Raw genomic sequence first — 17,647 nt, 5'->3', positions numbered from 1 at the left:
TGGTGAATATGTACAAGCCATATTCACCAGCAGCGGTAGTGACATTATGCAAAACGGCGTGATTCACCAGCACCAAATAGGTTGCTGACGCAGCGACCACATAAACCTTTGTGCTCTGCGTGGCTGCCAACTTCAGCGCGATAATGCCAGCAACGCTCGCATTTTTCATATTTGGATGGTGTTACGACGACTGCTTCTTCGGCTTCTGTTGCTACTTGTTCTACGGTTGCAGAAGAGGTGATCAGCGTGAATTTCAAATCGTCTTCCAGACTATTCAGCACCGCAAATTTTTCGCCAGCCGCTTTGATTGCCACTTCTGCTTGCAGTGATGAGCCGATCGCACCGGATACCCGCACTTCTTCCAGTTGTTTGGTCACATCCGCACGCACAGCACGCAACGCATTGAATTTGGCGAGCAAAGCTGCAGCGTCAGTAATTTCAGGCAACTGGTAATAGGTTTGTGTGAAGATGGTTTCTTCGCTGTCTTTGTAGGTATCTGCGGCAGCAAAGAACTGCCATGCTTCTTCTGCCGTGAATGACAGCGTCGGAGCCATCAGACGCAACAGCGATTGCGTGATATGCCAGATCGCTGTCTGTGCCGAACGGCGCGCATGCGACGTCGTACCGCTGGTGTACAGACGATCTTTCAGAATATCGAGGTAGAAGCCGCCGAGGTCTTCCGAGCAATACGATTGCAGTTTGCTGACCACAGGATGGAATTCATAGGCATCATAGTGAGCGAGTACTTCCGCTTGTAGCACTGCCATATTGGCGATGGCGTAGCGATCGATTTCCAGCAGGTCAGCGATGGTAACTGCATCCGTTGCTGCATTGAAATCAGATGTGTTAGCGAGCAAGAAGCGCAAGGTATTGCGGATGCGGCGATAGGATTCCGTCACACGCTTCAGAATTTCATCCGAGATCGATAGTTCACCGGAATAATCGGTCGATGCAACCCATAAACGCAGAATGTCAGCGCCTAAGGTGTCTGAAATTTTTTGTGGCGCAACCACATTGCCTTTGGATTTAGACATTTTCTTGCCTTCGCCATCCACCACGAAACCGTGGGTCAGCAAGGCTTTATAAGGCGCACGGCCGTTCAGCATGCTGGATGTCAGCAACGAAGAATGGAACCAGCCACGATGTTGATCGGAACCTTCGAGGTACAGATCCGCTGGGAATTGCAATTGTTCTTTGTGTGAACCGCGCAATACCGTCTGATGTGTCGTGCCGGAATCAAACCAGACATCCAGCGTGTCGCGGTTTTTGACATACATATCGGCCTCGTCACCCAGCAGGTCAGCGATTTCGATTTTTTGCCATGCTTCGATGCCCTCTTTTTCGACGCGTTGAGCGATTTTCTCCAGCAACTCTGGTGTGCGAGGATGTAATTGTCCAGTTTCTTTATGCAGGAAAAACGCCATAGGCACTCCCCATTGGCGTTGACGCGACAAGGTCCAGTCCGGACGGTTCGCAATCATTCCGTGCAGGCGGGCTTTACCCCAGCCCGGATAAAACGCCGTCTCATCAATGGCTTTCAGCGCAGTCTGACGCAGGCTGTCGCCACCGTCTTTCGGCGTGTTGTCCATGCTGGCGAACCATTGCGATGTCGCACGATAGATGATTGGCGTTTTATGACGCCAGCAATGCATGTAGCTATGATCAAACATTTTCAGGGAGAACAGCGATCCGACTTCTCTGAGTTTGTCGCAGATAGGTTTGGACGCTTCCCAGATCGTCATTCCAGCAAAAAATGGCAGGCTGGAGGCGAATTTACCATCGCCCATCACCGGCGCGATAATGTCGTCGTCTTTCATGTCATGCGCTTTGCATGACTGGAAATCTTCGATACCGTAAGCAGGTGCCGAGTGAACGATACCGGTACCGGTTTCGGTGCTGACGTAATCGCCCAGATAAACCGGGGAAAAACGGTCGTAGCCCGCGTCCAGCGAAGCGAACGGATGTTTGAATCTGATTCCGGCTAAAGCAGTACCAGCGCAGGTCGCAATGATCTTGCCTTCGAGTTCGTATTTGGCAAGACAGGCTTCGACCAGATCCTGTGCCAGGATCAGCAGCAAAGGTGTGCCATCACGTACGGTCTCGACCAGAGCGTAAGTGATTTCCGGGTGCATGTTCAGTGCCTGATTCGACGGGATGGTCCAAGGTGTGGTGGTCCAGATGACGCAGTAACCTTGCTCATGTGGCAGTTTGCCCAGCCCGAATGCTTTGGCGAGTTTGTCTTGTTCTGCGAACGGAAAGCCGACGTCGATAGACGGATCTCGTTTGTTTTCGTATTCAACTTCAGCTTCAGCCAGTGCCGAGCCGCAGTCGAAACACCAGTTGACCGGTTTCAGTCCACGATAAACATAGCCTTTTTCCAGTAAAGTACCGAGCGCACGGATTTCATCGGCCTCGTTACTGAAATTCATTGTCTTGTATGGGTTATCCCATTCGCCGAGTACGCCGAGACGGATAAAGTCGACCTTTTGACGTTCGATTTGTTCATTGGCGTAAGCGCGTGCTTTTGCCTGCACTTCACCGACTGGCAGATTCTTGCCATACAGTTTTTCGATCTGAATTTCGATAGGCATGCCGTGGCAATCCCAGCCGGGAACGTATTGCGCATCAAAGCCTGCCATGTTGCGGGCTTTGACGATCATGTCTTTCAGAATTTTGTTGACGGCGTGACCAATATGAATATCGCCATTCGCATACGGTGGGCCATCGTGCAGAATAAATTTAGGCCGGCCAGCACTGGCTTTACGGATGCGCTGATAGATTTGTTTGTCTTGCCATTCCTTGACCCATTTAGGTTCGCGTTTGGCGAGGTCGCCACGCATAGGGAAGGCGGTTTCGGTCATGTTGACCGGATATTTATTGGCAGATTTAGCCGCTTTGTTTTCAGACATGATGAATTTTCTTGTAAAGATATCGGGGGAAGAAACAATGACGATTTGTTTCTTCAAATTCGGTCAGTAGCGTTACTGGCGGGTATCCTGGCGGAAGTATTAAAATAAGCACGAGCTTGCGTAGCATCGTTGTGAATGGCGGCAGTCAGCGTTTCCAGATCGCTGTACTTTTCTTCATCACGCAGTTTCTGTAAAAATTCAATCTGCACTATTTTTCCGTAAGCGCTTCCGCTGTAATCGAATACATGTGTTTCCAGCAGCACACGACCGCTGTCATCCACGGTAGGACGTACACCAAGGCTTGCCACTGCAGGCAGCGGTTGCTCGGCGAGGCCATGTACCTGTACGATAAATATGCCTGTCAAGGCAGGGCGATGATGCGCGATTCTCAGATTCAGTGTTGGAAAACCAATCGTGCGACCTAACTTTTGGCCATGTACCACATGACCTGAAATCCGGTAAGGATGTCCCAACAGGGCGTGTGCCTCGTCAAAGTTTCCTTGATTCAGTGCTTTTCTGACAGAAGAAGACGATATCCGTACACCTTTATTTTGCACCGAAGGAAGCGTGACGACTTCAAAACCAAATTGCCGCCCGGCCTCTTCCAGCGTCGCAATATTGCCCGCACGTTTTGCGCCAAAGCAAAAATCTTCACCAACCATCAGCCACTTGACGTGCAAACCGTCGACAAGCACCTGTTGAATAAAGTCTTGTGGCGTCAACGAGGCAAAATGCGCATTAAAGTGCTCAACAACAACACGATCAACACCTGAACGCTGTAATGAAGTCATGTTGTCACGCAAATTGGCAATGCGTGTGGGTGCTTTAGACAAATCACCTGCCAACTTGGCAAAAAATGCACGCGGATGTGGCTCAAATGTCATGACTGCAGCGTCAACACCCATTCGGTCTGCGGCTTGCCGCAAGTGGGCGAGCAAAGTCTGATGGCCTAAGTGTACGCCATCAAAATTGCCTATCGCCAGTGCACAGGGCGCACGGGAGGCTGCATTTGGAAGTCCGCGAAATACCTTCATTGTTTCCAGAAAACTGCTGCAAAGCGGTAGATTATAAATGCTTTCCGCTTAAGCATTTATGAAAAACCTGATTCTGAAATGAATACCGCACTGCAATGGCGTGATTTTTCTATTTTGCAGATACGTAAAATCGTTGAAATGAAGTGTTACTGTCACTGCTATTCATCTAATGGTGATGCGACCAGGTCAGGCTATCCGAATGCATATAAGACTCGACGGCGTCTTTATTCCCTGTGGCGTGTTTCATCACTGTGCCGCAGCTGCAAATGCCTTGGTATGGCTGAATATGTGAACAGGCAGAGACTTTTTGCAGGAAAACCTGAACAGACTTTCCACATTGTTTGCATTTAAAAGTCAGGATACGGGCAGGTTTATTCATGATCTTGCTTGGTTGGTGAAGATGAAAACGATAAATTAATATCTAAATAGCAACTAAAAACTCGTTGTTAACGAGGAAAAATAGTAGTGAGCATTATTTCAATGTTAAACGCCATAGAGAGGTAACTTCCTTGACGCGTGCGGCATGCAAAGGGTCGGATGCATCAGTTGATTTAGGATGTCTGGGTTTGATATCCATTTTCCCTCTGACGCTCAGTCCGCCTGCATCAATCCAGTTCCATAGTTCTGCGGAAGTGCGCAAGCCAAGATGTTCTGCAAAATCAGACATGATCAGCCATGCCTCTCCCTGGGGTTCCAGATGTGCCGCAACCCCTGCCAGAAAGCCTTGCAACATGCGGCTGTCAGGGTCATATACGGCTTGTTCTACAGGAGAATTAGGGCGCGCCGGCAACCATGGAGGGTTGCAGACAATCAGCCCAGCTTTGCCTTCTGGAAATAAGTCGCATTGTTGTAATTCAATCTGTTGATTCAAGCCCAGTTTGCTGATGTTCTCTCTGGCACAGGTCAGGGCGCCACTGCTCTGATCTGTTGCAATGATTTTTTTAATACCGCGTTTTGCCAGCACAGCAGAGAGTACTCCGGTACCAACGCCGATATCAAATGCGAGCGACGTCGCTGGCAGTGGTGCTTTGGCAACCAGATCTATATATTCCCCCCGTACCGGAGAAAAAACACCGTAGTGGGGATATATTTTGCTGCCGAGGGCGGCTATTTCTACACCATTTTTACGCCATTCATGCGCACCGATGATGCCTAGCAGCTCACGTAAAGACGCGACGAAAGGTGTACCTATGTCGCCATACACTTCCTGACAGGCTAGTTTGACATCCGGCGCCCGGCGTAAAGGGATACTGAAGTCTGCATTGAACGGAATCAGCACCATGGACAGGACGCGCGCCCGTTGAGCCTGCGCCTGACGATGCAGATGAAATGCTTCTGTTGCGTTTGCCGGAATTTTCTTTTTACTGGATGGCTTTTTGTCAATCCTGCGTGCCAAAGACTGTAGTAACTGCTTTGCGTTGTGAAAGTCACCTCGCCACAGCAATGCCGTTCCCTCACATGCCAGTTTGTAGGCAGTGTCGGTATTCATTCTGTCATCTGTAATTTGCACACGTTTTGGCGCAGGCGTCCCGTTCTCAGCATGCCAAAGACAATGGCGTACTTCGTCGTTTTCTGTCCATTGCAGCTGAGTAGAGGGCGATGTCATATGTTATTCCGTAATAAAGCGAGTAAATCGGTTTATCACTATCCGGCAGTTATTCAAGGCACGGAGTGTATCAAAGAATATGGCCGATGTTGATGGATCGCTGTCGGGCAGCGATATTCATGCGCATTTCATATGGCGCAAGGTTGTTGAATGCAGCTTGAAGAGCGAGATAGAGGATGTTAACAGTTAACAATAGATCATGTCGTCGATACTGTCGGTGGCGTTGTTAATTGCTTGTGCTGGCTCAAGGAAAAATTATTCCGGAATACATAAGATGAATCCCCATAAGGAACGATAAATAGAGGCACACATAATGAAAAAATTTCCGCTGCATCCGAAAAGTCCGGAACGGATTTGTTGGGGATGTGATCAATACTGTGCCGTTGATGCGATGAGTTGCGGTAATGGTGCAGAAAGAGCGCCTCATCCGGCTGAATTGTTTGGTGACGACTGGCAAGAATGGCAGCCGCAGCAGGGGCGGAAGAGTGCTGTGAATGCTGTGCCGACTTCAGCCAATATAGTTGAGACAAGCCATGCAGGCGACAACGGAGTTGACCGCATTGCGGCCGGTCATTCTGTTGTCGTTCCTTGCACGGTTCCTGTCTGATTCTCAGTGTAGAGGCCTGATCAGCGATTGCCGCCGAAGATGCTGGAAAATTGCTGTAGTAATTCCGCCGGCTGGATGTTGCCAGTATCTGGAATTTGTCCACCTGGAGTCATTTTGTCAATCAGGCCGGGGAGTAGATCAGCTAGGTGACCAGCGGCACTTTCATGTGAAATGCCAGCAGCTTGTGCCAAGTCGCTCAAATGTGTTCCGCCCAGAACCTGTTGTATCTGCTCTGCTGATATCGGCAGGTTTTGTCCTGTTCCTATCCAGCTGGATACAACGTCTGTTAATCCGGATTGTTGAAAAGCACTGATGATTCCCTGTAAGCCACTTTGCCCATTTTCTGAGCTGGTCAGCATCTGTATCACTGTTTGCACCAGTGCCCCGGGAACACCAGAAGTACCCTGAGGATTGTCGGCTTGTCCGCCCTGATTTCCTAACATGGATAATGCAGTATCAAGAAGTCCCATGATTGACCTTTCATCTGAAATTAAAAATAAAACAATGTTAATCTCAATTACCGTCAGTAGTATTAAATTTTTGTGAAATTTGGTGTGATGAATGGTTTCATTGGCGGTCTCATCAGAAACCACCCCAAAGCGCATTCAGTGTGGCGATGGCCGCCAGTCCAGCGGTTTCAGTGCGCAATATCCGTGAGCCTATCGATAAAGACAATACTCCCTGGCGGCTCGCCATATTTTCTTCCTCTTCTGTTAGTCCTCCCTCTGGGCCAATTAACAGCGCGACAGCTTGTGGTGGATGATGGCGAGCCCAGTCGGCGAGGGATTCGTTCGCACGTGGCGATAGCATGATGCGTTTGTGAATATCTTGCTGACCCAGCCATTTGCTGATGTCCAGCACTGGTGCCAGATGAGCAAGGCGATTGCGTCCACATTGTTCTGCGGCTGCGGCAATGACACCTTCCCAGTGCGCCATTTTCTTTTCCGTGCGTTCTGGTGATAATTTGACGACACAGCGTTGACTCGCCAATGGTTGTACCGCGCTGACGCCAAGTTCCATGGCTTTTTCTATGATCCAGTCCATTTTGCTACCTTCTGGCAACGCTTGTGCCAGCGTCAGCGAATAAGGTAATTCCACTTCTTCAGGTAAAAAAACTTTAATTTCTGCTGCCGCTCTTTTCTTTGTGATGTCGGTCAGGCTGGCAATGTAGCTACCTCCTTGTCCGTTAAATAGCTGTACCGTATCGCCAATTTGCAGGCGTAATACAAAAACGTGATGAGCGACTGTGTCTGGCAGGTCAACCAACAACCCGATAGACAGAGGAATGGGGCAAAAAAAACGTGGCATAAAAATTATTTCTTAATGGCAAGAAGATGGCGCGACAAAATGTGGACAAACTTTATCCACAGTTACTCTATATTACTCCAGCCAGGCTTAGCATTAATGGCCCATTCATTCCTTTCAGTATCGACGGAAATCCTTGTCGAGGATAAATCGGTGCATGCCACGTGTCCTTTGAATCCTATGTAACTAATATCTGGCATAGTCAGTTTTTATCTTGATATTTTTGATATATATTTAGTTGTTATATTGACTGCATTCCTGTTATCGATCGCAGATATCCTATCTGCCATGCAGGCAAGCTCGCTGATTGCCGCTCAAAATATCTTCGAACCTAGCATCTGGGGATTTATTGTTTCCGATAAAAATATCAGAACAGGCTTGTTATTGAAGGCGTTTCCATACTAAAGGTGGGATTTGGACGATCCCGTCAGGTCACGTCAACGTCACAATTGTATTCTGCTGTCCCGTGCTCTGGTAAAATAACGGGTTTCGCGGGGTGCCTGTTGATACCTCGCTACGCTTCACGGACCATTTCCTCAATACACCACCTATCGTCATGATCTCAACTCTTCAGCCTGCAACACTCACCACCATGGCTAATGCCGTGCGCGTTTTGTCCATGGATGCCGTTCAAAAAGCCAATTCCGGTCACCCGGGCGCGCCGATGGGCATGGCGGATATTGCAGTGGCATTGTGGAAAGGCCACTACCGCCATAATCCAACGAATCCACAATGGATTAATCGTGACCGTTTTGTGCTGTCGAATGGCCATGGTTCGATGCTGCATTACTCCTTGCTGCATCTGACAGGCTACGACTTGTCTATGGATGAAATTAAAAATTTCCGTCAACTGCATTCGAAAACAGCAGGACATCCCGAAGTGCACGTCACGCCGGGCGTGGAAACCACGACTGGCCCATTGGGGCAGGGAATTACGAATGCGGTCGGCATGGCACTGGCAGAGAAGTTACTGGCAGCTGAATTTAATCAAACAGGCCTAAATGTTGTTGATCACTATACCTATGTGTTCATGGGCGATGGCTGTCTGATGGAAGGTATCTCACACGAAGCCTGCTCGCTGGCTGGCACATTGCAACTGAATAAACTGATTGCGTTTTGGGATGACAATGGCATCTCTATCGACGGACACGTCGAAGGTTGGTTCACTGACGATACGCCGAAACGTTTTGAAGCGTACGGCTGGAATGTGATCCGTGCGGTGGATGGTCACGATGCCAAAGCGGTGGATGCGGCCATTGCATCAGCAAAAACATCGGACAAACCAACGCTGATCTGCTGCAAAACCGTGATCGGTAAAGGATCACCGAACAAGCAAGGCACACATGATGTACATGGTGCAGCGCTTGGAGATAAAGAAGTTGCGGCAGTTCGTGAAAATCTGGGCTGGGCTTTGCCTCCATTTGAAATGCCAGCGGACGTGTATACCGCCTGGGATGCAAAAGCCGATGGCGCAAAGGCTGAAGCTGAGTGGAATGCACAATTTGCTACTTACACTACACAGTTCCCGCAAAAAGCAGCTGAACTGACACGCCGCATGAAGGGCGATCTGCCAGCGAATTTTGATGAAGTGGTTGCGAATGCCATCGCTGCTTGCGTTGAGAAAAAAGAAAACATCGCTACCCGCAAAGCCAGCCAAAACGCGATTCAGGCATTTGCACCATCGCTGCCAGAATTCCTCGGCGGCTCTGCTGATCTGACTGGTTCTAACCTGACTAACTGGAAAGAATGCGTCGCGGTACGTGGTAATCAGGCTGGTAATCACATCAACTATGGTGTGCGTGAATTCGGCATGAGTGCGATCATGAATGGTATCGCTTTGCATGGCGGTTATATTCCTTTCGGCGCGACTTTCCTGACTTTCTCTGACTACAGCCGCAATGCGATCCGTATGGCAGCGCTGATGAAAATCCGTACGCTGTTTGTGTTCACGCATGATTCTATCGGTCTCGGTGAAGATGGCCCTACCCATCAATCTGTCGAACACGTTTCCAGCATGCGTCTGATCCCGAATCTCGATAACTGGCGTCCGTGCGATACCGTGGAATCTGCTGCTGCCTGGGCGCATGCGGTTAAACGCAATGACGGCCCATCGACCTTGATTTTCTCGCGTCAAAACTTGCCGTATCAGGAACGTACGACACAGCAAATCGCTGACATTCAGCGTGGTGGCTATGTTCTGCAAGATGCAGCGGATGCTAAAGCGGTACTGATTGCGACTGGTTCTGAAATCGAGCTTGCGGTGAAATCCGCAGCCGCATTGGCTGAACAGGGTATCGCAGTACGCGTGGTGTCCATGCCATCGACTGATGTATTCGATCGTCAGGATGCGGCATACAAAACTGCGGTGTTGGGCAAGGGTTTGCCACGTATTGCGATTGAAGCTGGCGTAACGGACTTCTGGTACAAATATGTTGGTCTGGAAGGCGCTGTCGTCGGTATCGACACGTTTGGCGAATCCGCTCCGGCAGGTGTCTTGTTTAAGTATTTTGGCTTTACAGTTGAAAATGTGGTCGCCAAGGTCAAGGCGACGCTGGCTTGAGCACGATGACAGATTTAGTTGACAGCACTGTGAGCCTTATCAAAGAAGTCAGTCTGCGTCGTGCTACTGTGGCGGACGCAGAAGCGATTGCTGCCGTGCGTGTGGAAAGCTGGCAAACCACCTACCGCGGCATGATTCCGGATACGTATCTGGATCAGATGCGTATTGAGGATAGCTTCCTGCATTGGAAGCAGATACTGGAAGCCTTGCCTGCTGCAGGTGACCGCGTGTGCGTGTACGTTGCTGAAAGCGAAGGACACATTATCGGATTCGCGTCTGGTATGTTGTTGCCTGAGCCGAAGTTGGGAATGCGCGCAGAATTGACCGCAATTTATCTGCGTCCGGCGTGGCAGCGTTCTGGCATTGGTCGTCGTCTGCTGCAAAAGGTCGCCCGGACATTGCAAGCGCAGGGCGCTGATAATTTGCTGGTCTGGGTGATTTCAGGTAATGCCATTGCCCGCAATTTTTACGAAGATCTGGGTGCTACTTTACTGCATGAACAGGCATTTACCTGGGATGGTATCGATTTGAAAGAAGTCGGTTACGGTTGGCGTGATTTATCGGTGCTGATGGCATCGGTGCATGCGATGCCGACATCGAGTGCAGTGCACTGAGATTTTTGCAAAATAGTTTGATTTTTATTGTTCTTTTATTGTTGTTTAGTCCTTTGGAGATAAAACCATGACGATTCGCGTCGCAATCAACGGCTATGGCCGTATCGGCCGCAACATCCTTCGCGCTCACTATGAGGGTGGTAAGTTCAAGAACGAGATCCAGATCGTCGCGATCAACGACCTCGGTAATGCAGAATCCAATGCTCACCTGACACGCTACGACACGGCCCACGGCAAGTTCCCTGGCACCGTCGTGGTTGAAGGCGACTCCATGATCGTCAATGGCGACAAGATCAAAGTATTTGCAGAGCGCAATCCTGCGAACATTCCTTGGGGTGAACTGAATGTTGACGTCGTGCTGGAATGTACAGGTTTCTTCACAACCAAAGAAAAAGCCTCTGCCCATCTGGCTGGCGGCGCAAAGAAAGTCATCATCTCCGCACCTGGCGGTAAAGATGTTGATGCAACCGTTGTTTATGGCGTGAACCATGGCGTATTGAAATCCACAGACACTGTGATCTCCAATGCGTCCTGCACAACGAATTGCCTCGCACCATTGGCAAAACCATTGAACGACGCGATCGGTATCGAAAGCGGTTTGATGACAACGATCCATGCTTACACCAATGACCAGGTGTTGACAGACGTGATGCATGAAGATTTGCGTCGTGCACGTTCTGCAACGATGAGCATGATTCCAACCAAAACAGGTGCAGCCGCTGCAGTTGGTTTGGTATTGCCAGAGTTGAACGGTAAATTGGATGGTTACGCAATGCGCGTTCCAACCATCAATGTTTCCGTGGTTGATCTGACTTTCATCGCAAAACGTGATACGACAGTAGAAGAAATCAATAAAGTATTGAAAGACGCATCCGAAGGTGCCTTGAAAGGTATTCTGGATTACAACACAGCACCACTGGTGTCGGTTGATTTCAACCACAATCCAGCATCTTCCACTTACGACGAAACATTGACGAAAGTAAACGGCGGCCGTTTGGTAAAAGTATCCAGTTGGTACGACAACGAGTGGGGCTTCTCCAACCGTATGCTCGACACGACTGTTGCACTGATGAGCGCAAAATAACTCCGCGTTTTGATTTCAAAAAATACCCCGAACTTTCGGGGTATTTTTTTGTCTATTCGGTATCACTGTAATAAGCCTTGTGATTTTCATGGTGAGCAATGCACGGTGGAATCTGATGTTGTTTTTACGGTGATTAAAATTAGCCAATAATATTAATCAGGACTGACGTAAAACTGTCCCCAGCAAAGTAACGACTCTTTACTTCCTAAGGCGTCTGCCTTGCCGGAGCAATTTTGTGCAAGTCCAATTAATGATATGTAGCATCCCTTTTTCGGAGTCAAGATGATTAATGTAAGAAAGCTGCTCGTTGAAAACAGAGGTTTTCTGATGTTTTTGTTTGGCATGATATTGGTGCGCAGTGCGCTTGCAGACTATTACACCGTGCCAACCAGTTCCATGTATCCAACGTTGCTGGAGGGGGACAGGGTTATCTGTAACCGGATTGCATACGATGTCAAACTTCCCTTTACGGATATCGTGTTAAAACATATGGCTGATCCTGAGCGTGGCGATGTCGTTACTTTTTCGTCACCGGAAGACGGTACCCGGCTGATCAAGCGACTCATCGCATTACCCGGCGATACTGTCGAAATGCGTGATGAAAGATTATTTATCAATGGACAGTCCGCGACTTATCAGCCTTTGGATCTGAAAAGTGCAGATCATCTGACGCCTGTTCGGGAATATGCCGGTCAGCAGCTCGTTTATCAGGAGCAATTGGGCACGTTGTTACATAAAATGATTGTGATGCCCGAGCGCGAGGCTATGCGTAATTTTGGCCCGGTCAAAGTGCCTCAAGGCCAATATCTGATGCTGGGTGATAATCGGGACAATAGCAAGGACTCACGTTTTATCGGTCTGGTAAAGCGCGAGTTGATTACTGGTCGAGTACAACATTTGCTTTATTCTCTGAACGCCGATCATTATTATCTGCCGCGTACTGAGCGATTTGGTGCCGCGCTGTAAGCCTTGGTGATAAGAGTGACGCAACGTAGGACGGATACGAACGAAGGGCGGATGTCAGGCAGATTCTGCTTAACATCAGCCTTATTTCATTGTTTTGAACGCATGGATGACTGCCATTATCTGAACGCAGATGTTCTCATTGGTTTGATGAGTGACTGCTGATCAGATTTATGCTGTCGTGGATGCATTCTGCCGGGATACTTCAGTATACTTTTTCACACAAGAGTGAGTATCAGGCGATTTTGTAGCCTAACTCAGCAGAAATTTGCTGCGCTGTATCAGTCAAGTTAATCAGCCAGTCATCCTGTAAGCGATCTGCCGGTGCAGAAATTGATAGTCCGGCGATCATTTTTCCGCTGTCATCACGGATTCCGGCTGCCATGCAGCGTACGCCAAGTTCGAGTTCTTCATTGTCACGGGCGTAGCCATTTTCACGCACTTCAGCGAGTTCTTTTTCTAACTTGAGCAAATCCGTAATCGAATTTTTATTGTGTCCGGCAAGGCCAGTCCGCGTTGCATAGGCACGTATTGCTTTCGGCTCATCCAGAGATAAAAACAGTTTTCCGGTCGATGTGAGGTGCAATGGGGCGCGACCACCAATGGCACGCACAACCTGCATTCCCGAGCGCTCAGAGAATGCGCGGTCAATGTAGACGATTTCATCACCTTGACGTACAGACAGATTGACAGTCTGATTGGTTTGTCGATGCAGGGCACGCATGAATTCCAACGCAGCTTCACGTACATTCAGACGGCTTTTGACAATATTGCCCAATTCCAGCAAGCGCATCCCTAACCTGTACGAGCCAGTATCTGCGCGGTCAACAAAACGAGTAATGACCAAGTCATTCAGTATCCTGTGCGTGGTGGATGGATGAAGTCCGGTAACAATGGCGAGTTCTTTCAGACTAACCGGGTCCTGGTAGCGAGAGAGGGCATCAAGCAAAGACACCATCCGCTCTATAACCTGGATAGATGTTTTTTCGGTGGGAGTAGATTCGTTTTTCATATTATGGTTGGTGCAGTGCAATATGTATGTTATACCACAATGTGAAATATTCGTCACGATGACGTCGCTAAAATGCAGCACAAGATTGAACCTGCTCAGAATCTCGTTTGATTTCTGTCAGTGCTTCCTTTCGGCTATCACTATATTGTCCTGTAAAATCCGGCTGCGAGCAGGGAGCTGGTGATCGCTTCCACAATTTCACCGATATTGAGGGCATATATGTCGAATCAGGAACAACCAGTCAGTCAATTCAAAAGCAAGAGTGGTCTGCGCAGAATTTTTTCAGCTTTTTTCTATTCCGTTGATGGATTTTGCTCGGCATGGAAAACGGAGCATGCCTTCAGGCAAGAGTTGGTGTTGGTGATTATCGGCGTCGTGATCGCACTGGTATTGCATGTATCCGTTTTTGAAAAGTTAATGATGATTGCTGTGCTGGCCTTGATATTGGTAGTGGAATTGATTAATTCCGCAATTGAGGCAGTGGTGGATCGCGTTTCTCTGGAGCGCCATACCTTGTCAAAAAATGCCAAGGATTTTGGTAGCGCCGCCGTATTGCTGACTTTTCTGATTGCAGTTGCCACCTGGACTGTGATTTTACTTGACCGTTTTTATTATTAAATCGAATTCCCATGATTCCTACGATCGTCACAACCGCTGATCCCGTATTGCAAGAAGCGCTGACACTGCGCATTGATCACAAAACAAAACCCAGAGGCAGTTTGGGCAAACTGGAGCAACTGGCGGCACAAATCGGTCTGATTCAGCAAACAACTGAGCCATCCTTGCAGCAGCCTGCCATTTTGGTATTTGCCGCCGATCACGGTGTGGTAGAAGAGGGAATATCGGCATTTCCTCAGGATGTAACCTGGCAAATGGTAGAGAATTTTCTTGCGCAGGGAGCTGCTATTAATGTATTTGCACGCCAAAACCGAATCGCTTTGCACATTGTGGATGCTGGTGTGAACCATGAGTTTGGCTCGCGAGAATCATTACTGCAGATGAAGGTGGGCAAAGGAACACGTAACTTTGCCAGACAGCCTGCGATGACCCATGCAGAATGTCAGCTTGCCATTGAACATGGAAAAGCGCTGGTATCTGGTTTGGCAGGTAATGTTCTGGGGTTTGGTGAAATGGGTATTGGCAACACCACATCGGCAGCAGCATTAATGCATGCACTCACCGATATTCCGGTAGCGCAGTGCGCAGGCGCGGGAACAGGGTTATCAGAAGCAGGAATATTGCATAAGCAGCATGTCATTGAGCGTGCGATGACTTTACATGGGAAACTGAGTTCACCTTTGGATGTACTAGCCACTTTTGGGGGCTTCGAAATTGCGATGATGGTAGGTGCGATGCTGGCAGCAGCAGAGCGTCGTATGGTGTTGTTGATTGATGGTTTTATCGTTAGCAGCGCGCTGCTGGTCGCCGCCAGACTGCAACCGGCAATTCTTGACTATTGTGTGTTTGCCCATCAATCAGATGAGAGTGGACATGCCAGAATGCTGGCGAATCTGAACGTCAGTCCTGTTCTAAAGCTGGATTTACGACTGGGGGAGGGGACAGGTGCTGCTCTTGTTTATCCTTTGCTGGAAGCTGCCGTTCATTTTTTGAATCAGATGGCGACATTTGATTCCGCGGCAGTCAGCGGTAAAAGTTCCGACTGAATGACGGATATGAAACCTCTGACGCAGCAATTGTTACACCAGTTGCGCCTTTTTTTTATTGCCCTGCAATTTTTCACCCGCATACCAATTCCAGCCTGGGTGGGTTTCGATCCTGCATGGCTGCATCAGGCTTCACGTTATTTTCCAGCGGTTGGATGGGTTGTCGCATCATTGACGACAACCGTTTATCTATTGGCGGCGCAGTGGTGGCCGCAGGTAGTTGCTGTCTTGCTCTCCATGATTGCAGGTATATTGCTGACCGGTGCTTTTCATGAAGACGGTTTTGCCGATATGTGTGATGGCTTTGGCGGCGGTATGACTGCGGAGCGGGTGCTTGAGATTATGAAAGACTCAAGGATCGGCGCGTATGGGGCGATCGGTATCGGCATGATGTTATTGCTGAAGCTGATCCTGCTGTCGAGCATGCCAACGGCATTGTTGATACCTGCGCTTTGTATCGCACATCCGTTGTCGAGACTTGTGTCATGCAGCCTGATTTGGCTGCTTGATTATGCAAAGTTGGAGGGGAAGGCAAAGCCCTTGGCGCAGCATATGACGAGTTCAGAATTTGCGATTGCGTGCATGACCGTATTACTGCCTGTTGTCGCGATTGCTATCTGGGAACCCGCTGTGGCAGAAAGACTGTTGCCAGCGGCCGTTTTAATGATTCTTGCGACGGTATGGCTTGCCCGTATGTTTATACGCAAAATCGGCGGGTACACTGGCGATTGTCTGGGGGCCGTTCAGCAAGTGGCAGAAGTGATGTTTTATCTGGGTTTGCTGGCCCGTACCGGCAATTAAAGCCAGTTGAGGCCGGCAAATCAATAGTGCCAGATGCCAGGTAAGCTGCATTAAAATTATGCAATAAGTTCAGCAAATTGGATCAATAAATAAGATCGGTAACGACCATCAACTTCAACATGCGACTGCACTTGATTCGTCATCCCCCGCCGGATATTGCCTCCGGTATTTGTTATGGGCAATCTGACGTGCCTGTGCGTCAATCGGATTGTCATGCAATAGCAAAACAGCTTCAGCCCTGTATGCCCGTTGATGCGCCCTTGTTCTCCAGCCCTTTGCAGCGTTGTTTGCAATTGGCGCAATTACTGCACACCACTCCGCGCTGTGATTCCCGCCTCATGGAAATGGACTTCGGTAGTTGGGAGATGCAGTCGTGGAGGCAGATTGCACGTCACGAAGTGGATTCGTGGGCAGCTGATGTCGTACATTATTCACCCGGTGGGTCTGAGAATGTGCTGGCGATGGCCACCCGTATTATTGCGTTTGCAGAAGAGATGATCTGCTTACCTTGTTCAGACATTGTGATTGTTTGTCATGCAGGTTGCATACGTCTGTTAATGCAGTGGCAGCCTGGCATGAGCGCAGCGACATTGGCTGCCCGTACTTGTGAACAGCAGCGTCACTTCGAGTTTGGTAGTTGTACACTGCATACATTGTTGATATAGAATCAACCCATCTGTTACCTGAATTTCCTTTCTCTTCCATGCTAGAACTTAGAAAATCTCCTCGTCTGAACGTCAATTGGCGTGCGGGTATCAAATTGCCCGATGGTAGATTTATCTTTTGCCATGTGATGAATATTTCCAGCGAAGGCTTGTTATTCCATTCTCCCGAAAATCTGATCGTTTTACGTGGTTACCCTATGATGATAGAGATTCCGGGTATTGATGGTGCTGAACAGATGTATAAAGTGAGCTGTAAAGGGATTGTGAAGCATACGATATTGAGTTCGGATTATTACCGTATTGGTGTTCTGCTGACAGACATTTCTTCTTTGCATCAAGAGCTGGTGAATGCTTGGCTTTCAAAAGTGAGCAAGTAAATACCTGATTCTTCGATGTTTCATTTGAGATCAATTGCCATTTAATATCTGTGGGATTTTTGCTGAAATTGATATCCGTCATGTTCAATTCTTGCCCACACCGGCTTCTGCCTATAGAATGGCACTGTTTTGGTGCTCGCGGATATGTTCATATCTGCGGTTAAACGGGAAACATAATGCACCCTGATATCAATCCAGAGAGACAGATTCTCTTTGAGTAGAAGATATAAGGTTGATGCAATAGTGTGCTGCCCCCGCAACGGTGTACAAGTTGCTGCAAGCAAGATGTTGCAGCAAGCCATTTTCCAATACCACTGTGCAATGTGCATGGGAAGGTCAGATGGTGATACTTGTCAGCCCGGATACCGGCCAGAATAAGTGAAGTATTACGGACGGGGAAATTTCGTAAGATGACAGTGACTTTGCAAGTCACTGTGCATTGAGAC

Annotated in this window: 16 protein-coding genes, 1 pseudogene and 1 riboswitch; of the genes and pseudogenes, 10 read left to right on the top strand and 7 right to left on the bottom strand. The window is 48.7% G+C overall.

All coding sequences use genetic code 11. The features are described 5' to 3' along the window. Window positions 1–44: 44 nt before the first annotated feature. The 4 genes from ileS to ACO0LB_RS11295 all read right to left on the bottom strand — a co-directional run bounded on the left by ileS (window position 45) and on the right by ACO0LB_RS11295 (window position 5,549). The gene (gene ileS, locus ACO0LB_RS11310) at window positions 45–2,909 is read right to left on the bottom strand and encodes an isoleucine--tRNA ligase (protein ID WP_423049199.1); all 2,865 of its coding nucleotides are present in this window, start codon (window positions 2,907–2,909) and stop codon (window positions 45–47) included. A 53-nt stretch (window positions 2,910–2,962) separates the two neighbouring features. Then, entirely contained in the window at window positions 2,963–3,943 is a 981-nt protein-coding gene (locus ACO0LB_RS11305) for a bifunctional riboflavin kinase/FAD synthetase (RefSeq protein WP_423049198.1), read from the bottom strand. 166 nt (window positions 3,944–4,109) lie between these two features. Beyond that, entirely contained in the window at window positions 4,110–4,322 is a 213-nt protein-coding gene (locus ACO0LB_RS11300; RefSeq protein ID WP_423049197.1) for a hypothetical protein, read from the bottom strand. 93 nt (window positions 4,323–4,415) lie between these two features. Next, complete coding sequence (locus ACO0LB_RS11295; RefSeq protein WP_423049196.1) at window positions 4,416–5,549, bottom strand: methyltransferase; 1,134 nt, start codon at window positions 5,547–5,549, stop codon at window positions 4,416–4,418. A gap of 313 nt (window positions 5,550–5,862) precedes the next feature. On the opposite strand from ACO0LB_RS11295, the pseudogene ACO0LB_RS11290 reads away from it, so the two are divergent. Beyond that, window positions 5,863–6,060: pseudogene (locus tag ACO0LB_RS11290) on the top strand (DUF3079 domain-containing protein); the annotation flags it as partial. Between the two features lie 116 nt (window positions 6,061–6,176). Here the strand turns inward: ACO0LB_RS11290 and ACO0LB_RS11285 are convergent. Together ACO0LB_RS11285 and ACO0LB_RS11280 are read right to left on the bottom strand one after the other, a co-directional pair. Continuing rightward, window positions 6,177–6,626 carry a YidB family protein gene (locus ACO0LB_RS11285; protein WP_423049195.1) on the bottom strand — a complete coding sequence of 150 codons (450 nt, stop codon included), beginning with the start codon at window positions 6,624–6,626 and terminating at the stop codon, window positions 6,177–6,179. Window positions 6,627–6,738: 112 nt separating this feature from the next. After that, window positions 6,739–7,464 carry a 16S rRNA (uracil(1498)-N(3))-methyltransferase gene (locus ACO0LB_RS11280; protein WP_423049194.1) on the bottom strand — a complete coding sequence of 242 codons (726 nt, stop codon included), beginning with the start codon at window positions 7,462–7,464 and terminating at the stop codon, window positions 6,739–6,741. A 553-nt stretch (window positions 7,465–8,017) separates the two neighbouring features. Between ACO0LB_RS11280 and tkt the strand changes: the two genes are divergently transcribed. From tkt to lepB, 4 genes are all read left to right on the top strand, one after another. After that, a complete protein-coding gene (tkt, locus tag ACO0LB_RS11275; RefSeq protein WP_423049193.1) occupies window positions 8,018–10,021 on the top strand; it encodes a transketolase in 2,004 nt (667 codons plus the stop codon). 5 nt (window positions 10,022–10,026) lie between these two features. After that, a complete protein-coding gene (locus ACO0LB_RS11270) occupies window positions 10,027–10,635 on the top strand; it encodes a GNAT family N-acetyltransferase (protein WP_186883267.1) in 609 nt (202 codons plus the stop codon). Between the two features lie 67 nt (window positions 10,636–10,702). Next, on the top strand, window positions 10,703–11,719 hold the full coding sequence (gene gap / locus ACO0LB_RS11265) for a type I glyceraldehyde-3-phosphate dehydrogenase (protein ID WP_423049192.1): 1,017 nt from the start codon (window positions 10,703–10,705) through the stop codon (window positions 11,717–11,719). 282 nt (window positions 11,720–12,001) lie between these two features. Further along, window positions 12,002–12,685, top strand: a complete 684-nt coding sequence (gene lepB / locus ACO0LB_RS11260) for a signal peptidase I (protein ID WP_423049191.1) — start codon at window positions 12,002–12,004, stop codon at window positions 12,683–12,685. Between the two features lie 232 nt (window positions 12,686–12,917). Here the strand turns inward: lepB and ACO0LB_RS11255 are convergent, their stop codons facing one another. Then, window positions 12,918–13,694 carry an IclR family transcriptional regulator gene (locus ACO0LB_RS11255; protein WP_423049190.1) on the bottom strand — a complete coding sequence of 259 codons (777 nt, stop codon included), beginning with the start codon at window positions 13,692–13,694 and terminating at the stop codon, window positions 12,918–12,920. A gap of 219 nt (window positions 13,695–13,913) precedes the next feature. Here ACO0LB_RS11255 and ACO0LB_RS11250 point away from each other — a divergent pair, with 219 nt between their 5' ends. The 5 genes from ACO0LB_RS11250 (at window position 13,914) to ACO0LB_RS11230 (ending at window position 17,201) form a co-directional block, all read left to right on the top strand. Then, on the top strand, window positions 13,914–14,312 hold the full coding sequence (locus ACO0LB_RS11250) for a diacylglycerol kinase (RefSeq protein ID WP_423049189.1): 399 nt from the start codon (window positions 13,914–13,916) through the stop codon (window positions 14,310–14,312). Between the two features lie 11 nt (window positions 14,313–14,323). After that, window positions 14,324–15,358, top strand: a complete 1,035-nt coding sequence (gene cobT / locus ACO0LB_RS11245; protein WP_423049188.1) for a nicotinate-nucleotide--dimethylbenzimidazole phosphoribosyltransferase — start codon at window positions 14,324–14,326, stop codon at window positions 15,356–15,358. A gap of 9 nt (window positions 15,359–15,367) precedes the next feature. Further along, window positions 15,368–16,159, top strand: coding sequence for an adenosylcobinamide-GDP ribazoletransferase (locus ACO0LB_RS11240; RefSeq protein ID WP_423049187.1), 792 nt, complete (start codon window positions 15,368–15,370; stop codon window positions 16,157–16,159). Window positions 16,160–16,290: 131 nt separating this feature from the next. After that, the gene (locus tag ACO0LB_RS11235; protein ID WP_423049186.1) at window positions 16,291–16,824 is read left to right on the top strand and encodes a histidine phosphatase family protein; all 534 of its coding nucleotides are present in this window, start codon (window positions 16,291–16,293) and stop codon (window positions 16,822–16,824) included. 38 nt (window positions 16,825–16,862) lie between these two features. Next, window positions 16,863–17,201 (top strand): PilZ domain-containing protein, encoded by a 339-nt coding sequence (locus tag ACO0LB_RS11230; protein WP_423049185.1) that lies wholly within the window; start codon window positions 16,863–16,865, stop codon window positions 17,199–17,201. A gap of 114 nt (window positions 17,202–17,315) precedes the next feature. Then, window positions 17,316–17,589: riboswitch (cobalamin riboswitch) on the top strand. The last annotated feature ends 58 nt before the right edge of the window (window positions 17,590–17,647 follow it).

Source organism: Undibacterium sp. SXout7W, from assembly GCF_049339385.1.
Lineage (GTDB): Bacteria > Pseudomonadota > Gammaproteobacteria > Burkholderiales > Burkholderiaceae_D > Undibacterium.
The sequence above is the reverse complement of the archived record's forward strand: the minus strand, read 5'-3'. Positions and strand labels throughout refer to the sequence as shown.